This window comes from Staphylococcus microti (genome assembly GCF_000934465.1).
In the GTDB taxonomy this organism is placed as follows: Bacteria; Bacillota; Bacilli; order Staphylococcales; family Staphylococcaceae; genus Staphylococcus; species Staphylococcus microti.
Genome location: NZ_JXWY01000032.1, coordinates 48327 through 63870, shown reverse-complemented (window position 1 = coordinate 63870; position 15544 = coordinate 48327). Strand labels below are relative to the sequence as shown.

21 protein-coding genes and 1 tRNA gene are annotated in these 15544 nt (G+C 34.4%); 16 read left to right on the top strand and 6 right to left on the bottom strand.

Annotated elements, in window-relative coordinates:
- Window positions 1-62 precede the first annotated feature (62 nt).
- From racE to TP70_RS04640, 12 genes are all read left to right on the top strand, one after another.
- On the top strand, window positions 63-860 hold the full coding sequence (gene racE / locus TP70_RS04680; protein ID WP_044359811.1) for a glutamate racemase: 798 nt from the start codon (window positions 63-65) through the stop codon (window positions 858-860).
- Between the two features lie 12 nt (window positions 861-872).
- Window positions 873-1454: an XTP/dITP diphosphatase gene (locus TP70_RS04675; RefSeq protein WP_044359810.1), complete on the top strand. Its 582-nt coding sequence runs from the start codon at window positions 873-875 to the stop codon at window positions 1452-1454.
- 2 nt (window positions 1455-1456) lie between these two features.
- Window positions 1457-1960 carry a YfcE family phosphodiesterase gene (locus TP70_RS04670; RefSeq protein WP_044359808.1) on the top strand — a complete coding sequence of 168 codons (504 nt, stop codon included), beginning with the start codon at window positions 1457-1459 and terminating at the stop codon, window positions 1958-1960.
- A 14-nt stretch (window positions 1961-1974) separates the two neighbouring features.
- Window positions 1975-2352 (top strand): nuclear transport factor 2 family protein, encoded by a 378-nt coding sequence (locus tag TP70_RS04665; protein WP_044359806.1) that lies wholly within the window; start codon window positions 1975-1977, stop codon window positions 2350-2352.
- Between the two features lie 67 nt (window positions 2353-2419).
- A complete protein-coding gene (locus tag TP70_RS12860) occupies window positions 2420-2548 on the top strand; it encodes a hypothetical protein (protein ID WP_276307499.1) in 129 nt (42 codons plus the stop codon).
- 217 nt (window positions 2549-2765) lie between these two features.
- Window positions 2766-3104 carry a hypothetical protein gene (locus TP70_RS04660; RefSeq protein ID WP_044359804.1) on the top strand — a complete coding sequence of 113 codons (339 nt, stop codon included), beginning with the start codon at window positions 2766-2768 and terminating at the stop codon, window positions 3102-3104.
- A gap of 304 nt (window positions 3105-3408) precedes the next feature.
- Window positions 3409-3729: a hypothetical protein gene (locus TP70_RS04655; protein ID WP_044359802.1), complete on the top strand. Its 321-nt coding sequence runs from the start codon at window positions 3409-3411 to the stop codon at window positions 3727-3729.
- Between the two features lie 29 nt (window positions 3730-3758).
- A complete protein-coding gene (locus tag TP70_RS04650; RefSeq protein WP_044359800.1) occupies window positions 3759-4097 on the top strand; it encodes a hypothetical protein in 339 nt (112 codons plus the stop codon).
- A 338-nt stretch (window positions 4098-4435) separates the two neighbouring features.
- Complete coding sequence (locus TP70_RS04645; protein ID WP_044359799.1) at window positions 4436-6511, top strand: LPXTG cell wall anchor domain-containing protein; 2076 nt, start codon at window positions 4436-4438, stop codon at window positions 6509-6511.
- A gap of 410 nt (window positions 6512-6921) precedes the next feature.
- Window positions 6922-6993: an alpha-1/alpha-2 family phenol-soluble modulin gene (locus TP70_RS12980; protein ID WP_106904272.1), complete on the top strand. Its 72-nt coding sequence runs from the start codon at window positions 6922-6924 to the stop codon at window positions 6991-6993.
- Window positions 6994-7156: 163 nt separating this feature from the next.
- Window positions 7157-7333 carry a hypothetical protein gene (locus TP70_RS12380; protein WP_169743605.1) on the top strand — a complete coding sequence of 59 codons (177 nt, stop codon included), beginning with the start codon at window positions 7157-7159 and terminating at the stop codon, window positions 7331-7333.
- A gap of 311 nt (window positions 7334-7644) precedes the next feature.
- Window positions 7645-7718: transfer RNA gene (locus tag TP70_RS04640), tRNA-Arg, on the top strand.
- A 229-nt stretch (window positions 7719-7947) separates the two neighbouring features.
- Here the strand turns inward: TP70_RS04640 and TP70_RS04635 are convergent.
- The 6 genes from TP70_RS04635 to TP70_RS04625 all read right to left on the bottom strand — a co-directional run bounded on the left by TP70_RS04635 (window position 7948) and on the right by TP70_RS04625 (window position 11983).
- Window positions 7948-8736, bottom strand: coding sequence for a DUF1828 domain-containing protein (locus tag TP70_RS04635; protein WP_044359797.1), 789 nt, complete (start codon window positions 8734-8736; stop codon window positions 7948-7950).
- 15 nt (window positions 8737-8751) lie between these two features.
- Window positions 8752-9240 (bottom strand): DUF6978 family protein, encoded by a 489-nt coding sequence (locus TP70_RS04630; RefSeq protein ID WP_411914109.1) that lies wholly within the window; start codon window positions 9238-9240, stop codon window positions 8752-8754.
- 597 nt (window positions 9241-9837) lie between these two features.
- Window positions 9838-9933 (bottom strand): putative holin-like toxin, encoded by a 96-nt coding sequence (locus tag TP70_RS12695; RefSeq protein ID WP_338091860.1) that lies wholly within the window; start codon window positions 9931-9933, stop codon window positions 9838-9840.
- A 163-nt stretch (window positions 9934-10096) separates the two neighbouring features.
- Window positions 10097-10195 carry a putative holin-like toxin gene (locus TP70_RS12975; protein ID WP_411914108.1) on the bottom strand — a complete coding sequence of 33 codons (99 nt, stop codon included), beginning with the start codon at window positions 10193-10195 and terminating at the stop codon, window positions 10097-10099.
- 159 nt (window positions 10196-10354) lie between these two features.
- On the bottom strand, window positions 10355-10462 hold the full coding sequence (locus TP70_RS12690) for a putative holin-like toxin (protein WP_084207645.1): 108 nt from the start codon (window positions 10460-10462) through the stop codon (window positions 10355-10357).
- Between the two features lie 216 nt (window positions 10463-10678).
- Window positions 10679-11983, bottom strand: coding sequence for a TrkH family potassium uptake protein (locus TP70_RS04625; protein WP_044359793.1), 1305 nt, complete (start codon window positions 11981-11983; stop codon window positions 10679-10681).
- A 183-nt stretch (window positions 11984-12166) separates the two neighbouring features.
- On the opposite strand from TP70_RS04625, the gene TP70_RS04620 reads away from it, so the two are divergent.
- The 4 genes from TP70_RS04620 to TP70_RS04605 are packed head-to-tail and all read left to right on the top strand — an operon-like array spanning window position 12167 to window position 15488.
- Window positions 12167-13048 (top strand): ABC transporter ATP-binding protein, encoded by an 882-nt coding sequence (locus tag TP70_RS04620; protein ID WP_044359791.1) that lies wholly within the window; start codon window positions 12167-12169, stop codon window positions 13046-13048.
- Entirely contained in the window at window positions 13045-13770 is a 726-nt protein-coding gene (locus tag TP70_RS04615) for an ABC transporter permease (protein ID WP_044359789.1), read from the top strand. The genes TP70_RS04620 and TP70_RS04615 overlap by 4 nt, the downstream gene beginning before the upstream one ends.
- Window positions 13771-13779: 9 nt before the next feature.
- On the top strand, window positions 13780-14886 hold the full coding sequence (locus tag TP70_RS04610) for a sensor histidine kinase (protein ID WP_044359787.1): 1107 nt from the start codon (window positions 13780-13782) through the stop codon (window positions 14884-14886).
- Complete coding sequence (locus TP70_RS04605) at window positions 14883-15488, top strand: response regulator transcription factor (RefSeq protein ID WP_044359853.1); 606 nt, start codon at window positions 14883-14885, stop codon at window positions 15486-15488. The genes TP70_RS04610 and TP70_RS04605 overlap by 4 nt, the downstream gene beginning before the upstream one ends.
- Window positions 15489-15544 lie beyond the last annotated feature (56 nt).

The following is a 15544-nucleotide window of genomic DNA, read 5'->3' as shown; positions in this document are numbered from 1 at the left end:
GCGTAGGACAAACATCAATGTTAAAATGGTCTTTAAGAAATACAGAGAAGAGGTTGAAAGCCATGGAAAGACCAATTGGCGTCATGGATTCGGGCGTAGGTGGACTGACGGTCGCTAAAGAAATAATGCGGCAGCTTCCGAACGAAACCATTTATTATTTGGGAGATGTGGGACGGTGCCCATATGGCCCAAGAAGTGCAGATCAAGTCAGAGATTTCACGATTCAAATGGCTGAATATCTCTCACAATACAACATCAAAATGCTTGTCATTGCTTGTAACACCGCAACAGCAGTCGCATTGGAGCCACTGCAAAAACAATTGAAAATACCCGTTATCGGTGTTATAGAACCGGGAGCACGTACAGCAATCATGACGACAAACAACCAAAAAGTCCTCGTGCTTGGAACGGAAGGAACGATTAAGTCAGAAGCCTATCGTCATCAAATCAATCGTATCAATCCACATGTAGAAGTACGCGGTGTCGCATGTCCGGGCTTTGTGCCATTAGTGGAAGAAATGAAATATAAAGATCCAACGATTACAAATATCGTTATACATCAAACATTAAAAAGTTGGCGTCAATTTGAAGCGGATACGGTTATTTTAGGTTGCACGCATTATCCATTGTTGTATCAACCGATTTATGATTACTTTGGAAAGCGTAAAACAGTCATTTCTTCAGGGCTAGAAACCGCACGAGAAGTCAGCGCGTTGTTAACATTCAGTCACGAACATGCGCATTACAATCCAGCACCACAGCATCGTTTCTTTGCGAACGGCGACGTGACACATATGACATATATTATTAAAGAATGGTTGAAACTCGATGTAGATGTTCGACAAATTTCATTAACATAGGAGGGATGGACGATGGCAGAAATTGTAATCGCATCATCTAATAAAGGAAAAATAAATGATTTTAAAACAATTTTCGTGTATGATAAAGTTATCGGAATTAACGAATTGATTGCGGATTTTGATGTTGAAGAAACAGGGACAACATTTGAAGAAAATGCACGTCTAAAGTCAGAAGCAGCAGCCAAAGCGCTTGGCAAAACAGTGATTGCGGATGATAGTGGATTGGAAGTTGCAGCATTGAATGGCGAACCAGGTATTTACTCAGCGCGCTATGCCGGCGAAGCAAAGAGTGATGATGCCAATATCGATAAACTATTAGAGAAATTAGAAGGAATTCAAGCGCGCGATGCACGTTTTGTATGTGTTATTAGCATGACAACAGCTGAAGGCGAAACACATACGTTTAAAGGGACAGTTGATGGCGAAATTACCTTACAACGCAACGGTGAAAATGGCTTTGGCTATGATCCAGTTTTTTATGTACCTGATAAAAATAAAACAATGGCACAGTTGACAGCCGAAGAAAAAGCGAAAATCAGCCATCGACGTCGCGCAATCGATCAATTACAAGCATTTATTCAAGGTGATGAGTAAGCATGAAAAAATGGATAGCAGTGAGTGACAATCACTCAGAAACAGGTATTCTATATGATATTTATGAACAACATCAAGATGCAGACGGCTTTTTTCATCTCGGTGATTCAGAATTCAAATATGATGATACCGAGTTAAGCTTGTATCGTCGTGTCAAAGGCAACATGGACTTTTATCCGGAATTCCCAGAAACAGACCGTGTAACCTTTGATAACGTACGCTTATTTTTAACGCACGGTCATCTTTTCGGTGTGAATGGTTCAAGAGAAAGACTAGCAGATCAAGCACGACAACACCGTGCACAATTTGCATTATACGGGCATACACACGTTGCACGTTACGAGAACATAAACGGTGTACACGTCATCAACCCCGGCAGTATTTCACAATCTCGTAGCAATATTGAAGAAACGTATGCAGAAATTCAATATGATGGTAACAAAGGCATTATTAACTTTAGAAATCGTCATCATCAAACGATTGAAAGTATCGAAATAAAAGGATAAGGAGCATCTGAAACATGAGTATTGAGAAAAATAAAGAAACAGCTAAAAATTTTTATGAGACAGCATATTTAGGCAATCCACGCTTGGCCATTGAAAAATATGTTGGGGACAATTACTTTCAACATAATCCTGCTGTAGAAGATGGCAAACAAGGATTTATCGACTATTTTGAAGAAATGCACGCGTATTGTCCAGATAAGCAAATTGAATTTTTACGCATTGTTGGCGAAGAAGATTTAGTGTCACTCCATACGCATCAAACATGGGGAGCACCAGATAATAAAGAATACGTGACAATGGACTTCTTCCGTTTTGAAGCAGGCAAGATTGTGGAACATTGGGATGCAATTCAAGAAGTTGTACCAACAAAATCAGGTAGAAGTATGTATTAATCAAGAAAACGATCGTTATAAGGCAACGTAAGAACCAAAGATTAATTCTTATTTTAAGGTGAGCATCATGACAAATATGAGCAAAACTAAAATTAAAATCATGTCGAATTATGTATTAGGCTTATTCGCATTAACTATCGCAGCCTACTATGTGATTGATTCATTGATTGCTTTATTATCATCAAAAAAGTCATAAACAACTTGAAAACAGAATAGGAAGACATGAAAGAGTGAGCGAGCTGATCAGTTTCGCTTGCTCTTTCATTTTTTTGCCCTTAAAGCTAGCGCGTTCTAAGCGTATCAATACTTCTAATTTATTTACTTTAAGGCAAATTTATGATAACATTCATATGAATTAATTGTATAAATCACTAATTCATTTTGTTTATTTCTGGTGTGAAGGAGGGATAACGATGGATGATAAGAAAAATATTTTAGTTATCAAGTTATCGAAAGAACATGATGAAGCTGATAATGAATTCAAAGAGAGAGTAACAGGGAAATGGAAAATATCTCCAAAAAGATTGGATGATGTAGATTATGTTGTTGTATTAGTACTACAAGAAGTAGTTGCAACATATAGATTAGGTGATGAATTCAAATACAATCGTTCTACAGGTAGAGTGGAAAATTTAGAATTACTAGAAGATGATACGTATGCGAAATATATTGGACAGTTCGTGGATTATAAAACAAGTAATCCAGCAACACTGTCATCTGAAAGTAATTTATTTGGTGAAGCAGAAAAATAGTTTGATTGCGCAATCGCTGTTATTAAAAAACAGGGTTGCGTTTTTTACATTGTATAATTTCGAGCGTGCTGTATGCGTTTTGAAAGTGTTACTTACTTTCATTTCGTGTACAGCACGTTTTTTTATACAAGTACCGATAGAATTAGAAGGTAGCTTCCTAAAAAGTTCAAATTTAGACTGGCAAATTTGATGAATACTATATTCGTATTTTAACTTATATGTTAATATAAATATGTATTGCAATAATGAAAAAATGATGAAGTAATTTAAAAGATTACTAATGGGTGTGTAAGGAGAGGGTGTTATGAAGGACCTATTAATTTTAAAGTTAACTGGTCAAAAGCCTGATAATAAAGAAGAAATGTTAGAGAGAATTAAAGGGGGATGGAAAGTATCACCAAAACGTTTAGATGACGTGAAATATGTCGTGGTACTTTTTGAACAAAAAATTGTAGGGACATTCTTACTTGGAGAAGTCATCACTTACAACAAGAAGATTGGTAAAGTGACGCATTTAGATCTAATTGAAACCGATGACTTGGATATTATCGGTCAAAGAGTATCATATCGAACAAGTAATCCGGCGACTTTATCATCTTTTGAAAATCTATTTGAAAATAAATGACAGATTAATCAATCAGGGAGGAACAATTAATGAAAAAATTAATAGCATTATCATTATTGATGATGGTTTTACTTGCAGCATGTGGAAACAAATTAGATGGAACATATGAAGGTAAAAATGACAGAATGGATACACAGCTTAAACTAGATACTAAAAGTGACAAGGCAACACTTTCCATGACATTCAACGAGAGTGGTGTTAAAGCGAATGTATCATTTGATGGAACAATTGATCAAGAAAATGAGCACATTGTTTTTGACATAGATGGTGAGAAACACGAAACAAGTTACACAGTGAAAGGTGATAAATTGATTCTTGAAGCCCCAAAAGGTGAAGAGGGTGATTTAGAATTCACTAAAGTAGATTAATTAAATAAGTATTAAGAAGTGTTGTAACATTTTTTAGTTTAATAAATGAAATGTTACAACGCTTCTAAAGAACGATGACATTGTTGCTAGAAATTTAAATTATTTAAAATTAAAAATCGTAATATTTTGATTTTTTTGAGTTGCAATAAAATATTACACGTTTTATAAAAACAATCTGTTTGGAATGACAGGGCGATAATGTACAGTGATAAGTCAACATTAATGGCAATGAATCAAAGAAGTGTGAAGCATTTTTCCTTTCAATCTATTAACAGAACAACTGATAGGTTGAATGTAAAAATATATAAAATCATTCAATGACGAAAGGGGACATTTAGATGTCACAAAAATTATTTATACGAACACTTATTACAGGGGTAGCAGCATCTGCGTTATTAGCAGGAGGACAAGTCGCAAAAGCCGCAGAAGAAACATCAGCCGAAGATAACCAGCTTAACAACCAAGAAACATCTCAAAATCAGTCAAATCAAGTAGATGGCATGCAAGCAGACGAAGTGACAACTGATACAGTAGATAATCAAGATGAATCTGAAACATCAGAGCAACCATCCAACGAAAGTGTTACAATGGATCAACCACCTGTTACTACTGATGAAGCAGCTAATCCAGAACAACCTACAGAACAGCCAACAAATGCAGAACCTGCCCAACCTAAATTATCTCCAGAAGAATTAAAACAACAAGAAATTGAAAAAGCACAAACAAATTTAAACCAAGCGACAGCTGAAGTCAATGAAGCACAAGTGGTTCGTGATAAAGCATTCGCTGAGAAAACGAATGCTGACAAAGCACTTACTGATGCAAAAGCGATTGGAACAAAATCAACAAAACAAGTTGATAAGCAAATCGCGGATGAAACAAAAAAATTAAATAACACGAAATCTAAAGCTTCAACAGCTCAAATTCAACTGGACAAAAAACAAGCAGAAATTACACAAAAAGAACAACAACTTAAAAATTATAAACCTGAAGTAAAAGAAGCAGTTACTCATACTTCTGACGTACCAACTGATCATGAAAAAATTCATACTCATAAATGGGCAGAAGATGTGAAGTACTCGGGTACTCCTCAGATTGTTAAATTGCCTGCAAATAAAGACCAGTATGTTCCTAATTCAGAACGAGTAGGTCAAATTTTCGTTGATTATTTAAATGAGTTAAAACGTATTAATGGTTTACCGGGTCGCGTAACATTATCAAAGGACCCCGCTGTACAAGCATTTTCAAAAGCGAGAGCAGATGAATCTGCAGCCAACTATAGAGCTCATTATACTGAGTTACCTGGTAAAGATCAGTATCAAGGAGCAGAAAACTTAGCTCGATCTTTTACTTTCACTGAAAATCCTTATTCAGATGAAGAGTTAGCTTATTATATGTTATTATCATGGTTCTCAGATTATAATAACGCTGAATATGGTTATGGCCATCGATCAAATTTACTTGGAATTGATGGGGACATTGGTTTTGCGACTGTAGAATATGGTGATGGTGAATATCTTTATCAGTTCCTCGCAGTAATGAACGTTCAAACTTGGGATAAAGAAATTTACAATAAGATCACGGAAACTAAAGTCGGAGATACATTGGAGTATCGTATTGATGGTAAAGAAATTTATTTCGTACCTAAGAAAACTTTCAAATATGTTACAACAGAAACAATTGACAAATCAGGTGCAATTAAAAATGAATTAGCTAAATTAAATAAAGAAAAAGCTAATTTGGAGTCTCAAATTAAATCTTATAATGATGAGATTGCAAAAACAGAAAACTTAATTACTAATTTAAAAGAACAACGTGCGTTAATTAATGCAGATCAAGCTAAGAAACAAAAAGCAATTGCAGACGCAAAAGTACTTGTTGAGAAAAACAATAAAGCATTAGCTCAAGCTGAAAAAGATCTTGCTGAAGCAATGAAGAATAAAACTGATGCACAAAAAGCATTAGATAAATTGCTAGGTAAAGAAGAAACAAAACCAACTAATACAAATAAGCCAACTAATAATAAACCTGTTGATACAACAAAACCAACAGTGAAACCGGTCAATGAAAAACCAGTTGTAACGGGTACAAGTAATCATAAGCCAGGTTACATGGCAACAAACACATCATCTACAAATGTTAATGTAACATTACCAACGGGTGAAAAAGTTACTATGCCAAAATATACTGTTGGTAAAACTGGTTTGAACGTGAAACAGATGAGTACAGGAAATGTTGTTACAAATGATATGGAAACAAATGCTGTGGCTCAGCCAACAAGCACAACTAATAATATGGCTATGTTACCAAATACAGGTCAAGAACAAAGAAATAGTATGCTAGCAGGACTTATGGCATTACTTGCAGGTGTTGCAACATTCTTCGGATTCCGTCGTAAATCATCACAAAAATAATACACAAAGAAAAAGACCTCAGTTCTAGTGACTGGGGCCCTTTTTTACCTTGACAAGTTAGATGGTTATTTTCAACTATAAATAGTCACTGTCTTTTTAACGGAATCACAAGAAATGTCTGATCAAGTATCTCTTGCTAAATTGATATACCGAAATAAATAATAACAATAAATATAAAAGTTTATGAAATTTAAGTGAGTGTGAATCCGTAGTATAAACTTAAATATGCAAATAGCTAAGTTTTACTAATGAAGCGGGGGATGTATTTACAGATAAGCATGCCTAACTGTTTTCCATTTTTTATTTGGTAACAGTTTTGAATAGAATATGATGAGTTACGCAAGAATCCTCATATATACATATGTTTCCATTACAATAGAATTAAGAAAAACAAAGAGGAGGTTACAATCATGACTTGGGCAAGTATCATTTTAGGTATTGTAAAATTAATTAAAGGTTTAGTGGACACATTTGCAAAATAAGCAATTATTACAGAGATAATGGACTGGAACATAGTTTCCAGTCCTGTTTTTATCTAAGCCACAATATTCATTAAAACTAAGATAACTAAAAATCTCAAAAAGATGTTGCAGGCAAGTATGTTTTAACAAGCAATGGCTAGGGATATCAATAAGGGTGATTTTTATGGATAGAGTTATTTATGCATGTAAATTTGGTTTGACATTTGCTTTAGTATTTTCCACTCTGCGTTATTTACTTCCGTCTCCAGTGAGTATTTTTGGTTCATTTATTTTTTCTTTAAGTGCAACTATTTTAACATTTCTCGTATTTTGGTTTTTAGTAGGAAAACGAAAAGAATAAGTATCTTTTTAACGAGAAAGACCTGATTTAGTGCCAAAAACATTTAATCGGGTCTTTGTTATAGATATTATTGAAAATAAAGCACTTCCTTTAACCACCACAAAAACACAAAGAGTACCTTATATGTATCGAAAGTGTAGCGTGCTTCAATCTAAACGCTATTAATTTGATTCATATAAATTTTTTACAGTGGATTTATCATAACGCATATTGTTGTAATATTGCTTGATATAAGTCAAATGGAAAGAAATTTATTCAGTGATCTGTTGATTTATTGATTAGAGTTGGTTATAATGAATTTTGTGTTACTTGTCCTGGTAGCTCAGCTGGATAGAGCAATGGCCTTCTAAGCCATCGGTCGGGGGTTCGAATCCCTCCCAGGACGTTAAATTATATGAACTTATCAACATTTCGAAGGTGTAAGCGTCAAATAAGTGTCAGGAAATATTTTTCCGACATGCTGAGCTTGCATCTTTTTTATGTTTTCCTAAGCGATGAGTATAAATAAATAACGCTCATCTGACTTTATATCCTCATATATAATGCAATTAGCGATCTATCATTGAACAATAAAAAGCGAGACTGCATATGCTATCCCACCGCAAAAATCAACTTTAGTTTATTAAGTATTCTATTTTACTGTCTAGCTCACTATAATTAATAGTATTGATTTCATTTTCATTAAGAAATTTTTCGTTTTGGATATTAATTTCTTTAGCATCATTTAAAATGAACACAAATTCATTAGGTCTATGTCTTTTTATTTTTCTTGCTTGCATAGCATCTGTTAGTTTTGATTTTATGACCATTGAATTATTAGGATTTGAAATCACGTTAATAAACTTTTCTTTTTGATTTTTATTAGCACTGATAAAGAAATCAAAACTATGAACAATGCCACTTGTGCCTATGATAGGTAGGTCTCTTCCATATGATATATTATGTTCATCTAATTTAGATGCCACTGATTCTGAAAATATATTTTGCACTCTGGACTTTGAGAGAACATACATATCATTGATAAAAATAAGGCACTGTAATAAATTATGTTTGGACAGATTGAAGTTTTTATAATTTGTTTTTATGAAAATATCATCTGTTGAATGGTTATACATAACGCCGTATGCAGAAAGGTGTTCCTCGAATGCTTTTTTACGTTCTTTAGATTTGTTTATAAAAATGCCATTACGCTCTAACCCGAATATAGTATATCCATCGTCACTTAAAGTGATAGTGTTACTAGACTGATCATATAGAGCGTATATGACTATGTTATCTAAGGCGCTATCTTTAAATGGTGTATCTATGCGAACTGTATTACTAGACAAATCGGAAAATTCTAATTCTTTTTCGTACCAAGTTACGTACTCTTTTTTCAATAAAACAGCATTGAATGTCGCCATATTCATACGCCTCCTTTATTTAATACTTTGTATATTATTATAAGCCAAAAATGAGTGATAGGCACTATACAAGTTATATAGCTCAGGGAAATCTTTTGGGCTTATTTTATATACATATCTATCTTTTTTCTCATGAGTGTTGCTGTAAATGTGAATATGACTTTTGGGGGCAGTTGTACCATCTGGATTTTTATGTATACCACCATTAACATCAATTCTAACTAAAACATGGTGTGTATCTTTAAAAATAAGTGAAATAGAAAATCTGTCCTTTTCGATATTCCCTCTTTTTAGAACAATGAAATATTTTATACCAAGTCTAAAACTTACTACATCTTGTCTTTCATTAATTCTAGATACAACTGATTCCTGTAGTTTTCTTTCATTTATAAAATTTTCTAGATATTTCAATTCATTAATCAATGCTTTAACATGGATTTCTTCTAAACTATTTAAGTCTAAGTCTTTCATCACTTGTCCTCCAATCTTTTTGATTTCATTCACATACATTGTGTGAAGTGAGAGGGTAGGCATGTTAACTTGTAAAATGTAATAAGCAGTATAACAGTGAATATTATTGTGTTTCGTGGCACGTAATGTAATAAGACTTCTAAAGAAATGGATGACAGATGAAACTTCTAATTAAGCTAACCTAAGATATGAAGTGATTAACACATGGTTGGAAAAAAGGAGATAAATGCACTGTTGCTAGTGTAAATAGAGTGATAAATAGTACTGAGGTTACATCACAATTGTATTCTAGCACATTTTAGTTTAAAAATAAACATGGTTTTAATTATGATATAATGTGGTGTAAAATGTTTAACAAGTACTCTGATAAATTGATTTGTTATATCAAAAAGAAGGATAGTACTTTTTGGGATTTACTTAATTAATTAGGTAAAATACAACATGGGAAGAATCCTTAACTTGATTAATTTACTTTATATAAATTTCGAAATTAAATTAATATGTTGATTTAGCTCAAAACTTATGATACATTGAATATGAAAAGGGCATGCGGGAACATGTCTCTAGTGAGTCCGTTAAAAAGACGGTGACTGGTTATATTTTATAAAATGACTATCGTACCTATCAAAGTTAGCGATAGTTATTTTTTATGATTACGATTACCAACCCTAGAAGAGTGACGACAAATGAGCCGAAACTTATCATAAAAACTAATATATCATTCATAGAATCAAATCAAGATGTTGATTTAGCCCAAAGCTTATGATATATTAAGTATGAAAAGAGACATGCGGGAACATGTCTCTAATGAGCCCGTTAAAAAGACGGTGACTAATATTAATAGCATAAAAAATAGCCATCGATACTAACCAAAGTATAAGCTAGATGGTTATTTTTTTATGGCTACATTTATGATTACGATCACCAACCCTAGAAGAGTGACGACAAATGAGCCTAAACTTGTCATAAGACCTAATGTATCATTCATAGAATCAAATCAAGATGTTGATTTAGCCCAAAGCTTATGATACATTAAATATGAAAAGGGACATGCTGGAACATGCCCCGAAAGAGCCCGTTAAAAAGACGGTGGCTTTGTTAAATGGTAAAAACCATCTAGTTACTAACCAAAGTATAAGCTAGATGGTTATTTTTTTATGGCTACATTTATGATTACGATCACCAACCCTAGAAGAGTGACGACAAATGAGCCGAAACTTATCATAAGGCATAGTGCTTCCGCAACTGTTACCATAGGGGCGTCTCCTTTCTAAAGATTTTGAGTAATGGCACCATAGGCACCACCTCCTTTATACTTGGATAGCCACCATCCACTTAACTTGCTCGGTTGTATTTTAACACAATTACATACAGAATGTTACTTTGTGTTGCGCGTAATAATATACAAAGATATTTTGTTTGAAAATAAGTATATTAACTTATTACGCTCTTTAATTCTTCCATTTTCTTACTACATAAATAAATTCCCTTTGGCATTGCGATAATGGACTTTAGATTCTCTTTGAAATAGCATAAGCAAGCTTAACACGCCAACTTTCCCAACAATCATTGTCATAATAATTAATATTTTGCTCAATGTTCCGTAACTAGCGGAGATGCCCGTAGATAATCCAACTGTACCAAATGCTGATACGACTTCAAAGGCGATATCTGCTAATGACAAGTTAGGTTGTGTCAATGTAAAGCCAAAAATAATGAGTAGCACAAAAGTAATAGCGGATAATGTAACTGCCAATGCTTTGTGTACTTGCTTGTTGTCGATAGAACGATTTAATATGTGAATTTGTTGTTGTCCTCTAAGTTCATAAACAACAAAAAGAATAACGACGGCAAAGGTCGTGACTTTAATCCCACCGGCCGCACTAATTGGACCTGCACCTATAAACATTAAGCACATCATCATGATCATTGTGCTTGGAGAAATCATCTGCATATCTACTGTATTAAATCCTGCTGTTCGTGCACTAGTAGATTGAAAAAATGCAGCTAACCATTGCTCGCCAAATGAAAGTCCTTTAAGTGAATGACCTTGTTCCAATACAAAAAATAAAATTGTACCTATAACTAACAATAGCAACGTCATGATGATTGTGACTTTACTATGCAACTGCAGTTTTTTAATTCTGCGTGTTGTTATCAAGTCGTAAAGGACGATATAACCAATTCCACCCATAATAATTAGAAAGGCGACGATTAAGTTAACGGCTGGCTGGTTTACATACTGCATCAGACTATCTGGAAAAAGAGAGAAGCCTGCGTTATTAAAAGCAGATACAGATGTGAAAAGGCTCATAAATAGCCCTTTAGACCAGCCAAATGTTGGGACGAATTCAAATGCTAACAAAATTGTACCTAACGTTTCAAAAAATAATGTGAAATAAAAAATGAGTCCAATTAAATGTTGGAACACACCGATATCATCTATATTGAATTGTAGTTTTAATAGCTTATTATTTTTATACGATAAATGTTGTTGTGTCATTACTAATAACATCATAGAAACAGTGATAATCCCCATGCCGCCAATTTGAATAAGTAGCATAATGATGATGTCGCCCCATATATTGAATTGTGTTGTAACGTCAACAGTTGAGAGGCCTGTTACGGTAAAGGCACTCGTTGCCACGTACATGGCATCAATAAAGGAAATAGGTTTACGCCCTGTAAAGGGGAGTGATAACAAAATGGATCCTATCATTGTAGTCGCAATAAACAAACTGAAATAAAGTCGAATAGGTTGTTTAAAGAAAGACATGTCTGCGCCTCGGTTCTTTTTGATGTAACTATAGCACCATGTAAATCGAACGGCAATTATTTTTATAAAATATGTGCAAGCATAAAATGACATTTGTCACATGATATTCATGACAAATGCGACTGCCCTTATATATACGCACAACTTAAACTATATATAAACAGTTGAAAGTAGGTGGCGTTGATGATTGAAGTTCAGCAGATTACAAAGGTATACGGCGAGAAAAAAGTGTTAGATAATGTTTCCTTTCAATTGAATGAAGGAACGTGTATGGCACTGATTGGACCCAATGGGGCAGGGAAATCAACACTTATTGATGTCTTGATTGGTAATTTACATGCGAGTAGTGGCGCAGTTAAGAGCGAGCATAATTTACGAGATAAACAACATATTGGGATTTTGTATCAGAAAACATCTTTTCCTGAATACGTTAAAGTTAAAGAATTGTTTCAGCTGTATCGGACATTTTATAAAAACAGTATGTCGTTTGAAATGTTTCAACGTGTGACACGTTTTAACCAACAAAAGTTAAATCAATATGCTTCAAATTTGTCAGGTGGAGAGGCAAGACTATTAGATTTTGCGTTGTCAATTATGGGGAATCCACGCCTAATGATACTCGATGAACCGACAAGTGCGATGGATACAGAAACACGTCAACATTTTTGGCAACTCATTGAGGAAATGAAACGACAAGGAAAGACAATATTATATACGTCGCATTATATTGAAGAAGTTGAAAGGATGGCGGATCGTGTTGTCGTGCTTGATCAAGGTCGACTTAAAATAGATAGTACACCGCATCAAATTCGTTATCAGCAGATGGCAACACATATTCAGTTACCTTATGTAGATGACAAGATTATTTCGGAAATAGCGAAAATGGAAAGTGTCAGCTCAGCTAATGACAATCAAGAAGGTTATCTTGTTGTCACAACAGATGTGACGCCGATAATCCAACTACTCATTGCACATCATATTGATTTAAACCAAATTGAAATATCGAAATCTTCGCTGTTAGATACTTTGTTTTCAGCTGATGAAGAAGAGGAGGCACTGCAATGATTTGGGCATATTTTAAACATGAATTGTTACTTTTAACGAGAAAGCGCATATCACTTGTATTATCTATCTTATTACCGATTATCTTTTACATCATTTTTACAACGATTATTCAATTACCTGAGTCTTATGAGGCAAAATTTTATAAAGAATATATGTTCAGTATGGCGGTATTTAGTTTGAGTAGCTTTTGTCTGTTAACCTTTCCAATTGATTTGATTAAAGACAAGCAAACAGGTTGGCAAAAAAACTTATTCAAAACGCCTTTATCGCCGTCTTCATACTATTTAGGAAAAACAATGAAAATTATGTTGTTATTTTGTGTGGCCATTATTTTATTGTTTGTGACAGGACATGTGTACAAAGGGGTCTCACTCTCATTAGATAAATGGATCGTATCCGGCATTTTCTTATGGCTTGGTGCAAGTACGTTATTATCACTAGGTATATTGATTGCACAAATACGTGATATTGAAAATGCGAGTCATATCGCAAATTTAGTGTATCTCGTTTTAGCGATGATTAGTGGACTTTGGTTCCCTGTAGATCAATTTCCACAATGGTTACAAAAAATTGCCTATGTCATGCCAACATATCACATTAAAGAACTGGCACAAGTGTATGTTGAAGAAAGCAAGGTGCATATTGTATCTTGTTGTGTTTTAATTGCATACGTTATACTATTTTTAATGATAACGTATGGCATTCGTAAAAAACGGAAGTGATCTCGCATAATGTTTTTAGAAAAAATAAAGCAAAATCCAATCGCAACTGTCAATATGGTTTATTGTATTTTCCCGATACTTAGCTTAAGTATGATGCAGTCTTCTGGGCCGTTGTGGCTAGGTGTTTTAGTGACGATTCAGTTTATTCTAGGGTATGTGTTGTTGTGTTACCGTGATATGTCGCACAATATCTTACTAAGAAGATTAATACTGCTCATGCATTATGTAGGTATTATTTATTTTATTTATTTTTTTGATGGCTATTATTTTTACTTTTATTTCTATTCAGCATTTATTTTGCCTTTTGCGTTGCGTGTGACATATAAATCATTAGAAATGCAGCTTTATGTCAGTGCGATGCTGTTCTCATTTGCAATTATAACGGTAAGATACCCATCATTATGGGTTATGATGTTGGCGATACTTATTGTATTACTCGGGATGACGATGGCGAACTTTAGCAGTGTGAAAACGCAAAAGTTGAAAGATGAACTGATGAAGAAGAATGCACATATCAATATGTTAATTGCTGATTACGAAAGAAATAGAATTGGTCAAGATTTGCATGATACGCTTGGACATATTTTTGCGAGTTTGAGTATCAAGTCAGAGTTAGCAACGAAATTGTTAGAGAATAAACGGGTGGATCAAGCAAGGGAAGAGCTAGCAAGTATTCATCAATTATCACGGGACGCACTCGTAAAAGTACGTGCTATCGTGGAAGATGTGAAGTTTCAGTCATTTGAAGAAGAAGTACAGACGATGGCGATTTTGTTAGAAAATGCGAATATAACATTTCAATTTGAACATGCGGAAAGTACTCAATCACTGCAGCCTACAATACAAGCAACGTTAGCGATGATTTTGCGTGAGATGGTGAATAATGTGATTAAGCATGCGAAGGCTAAAACGGTAACCGGGCAAATGATAGAAGACGGTAGTCAAATGATTTTCATATTTGAAGATGATGGTGTCGGTATGACGCATATCACACAAGATGATTTTAAAAGTATTCGTCAGCGTGTCCAAGCATTGGATGGCGTGTTTGATGTTCAAAATTTAGAAAAAGGGTTGCGTATAGTTATAACATTTTCAAAAGGGACTGAATGCAAATGATTTCAATTGTAATAGCAGAAGATCAAGAAATGTTGAGAAAAGCAATGGTGCAACTATTTGAGCTACGTGATGATATTAATGTTTTAGCAGATGTTGCAGATGGCGAAGCGGCGTTAAAAGTGATTCAAGATCAGCGACCAGATGTTGCGATATTAGATGTAGAAATGCCTAAAATGTCAGGGTTACAAGTATCGCAGGCGATTAAAGATGCTGGATTACCAACGAAAGTCATTATTGTAACGACTTTTAAGCGACCAGGTTACTTTGAACGTGCAGTTGTCAACGATGTCGATGCCTATGTATTAAAAGAACGTTCTGTTGATGATTTAGCGCAAACGATTCACAATGTGATGGCGGGTCAAAAAGAATACAGTGAATCTTTAATGACGTCACTATTACAATACAAAAACCCATTAACAGAGAAAGAACAACTTGTGTTGAAGGAGATTGGCAGAGGGCTGACGAGTAAAGAAATTGCTGAAACACTCTACTTATCTAACGGCACGATCCGCAACTACACATCGGTTATTATTGAAAAACTGCATGCAGAAAATCGATTCGATGCATGGCGTAAAGCAATGGACAAAGGATGGCTCTCGTAGACAAGGCTAATGATGTATACCAATGAGCGAAATAACTTACTGAGGTCATCCGTTTA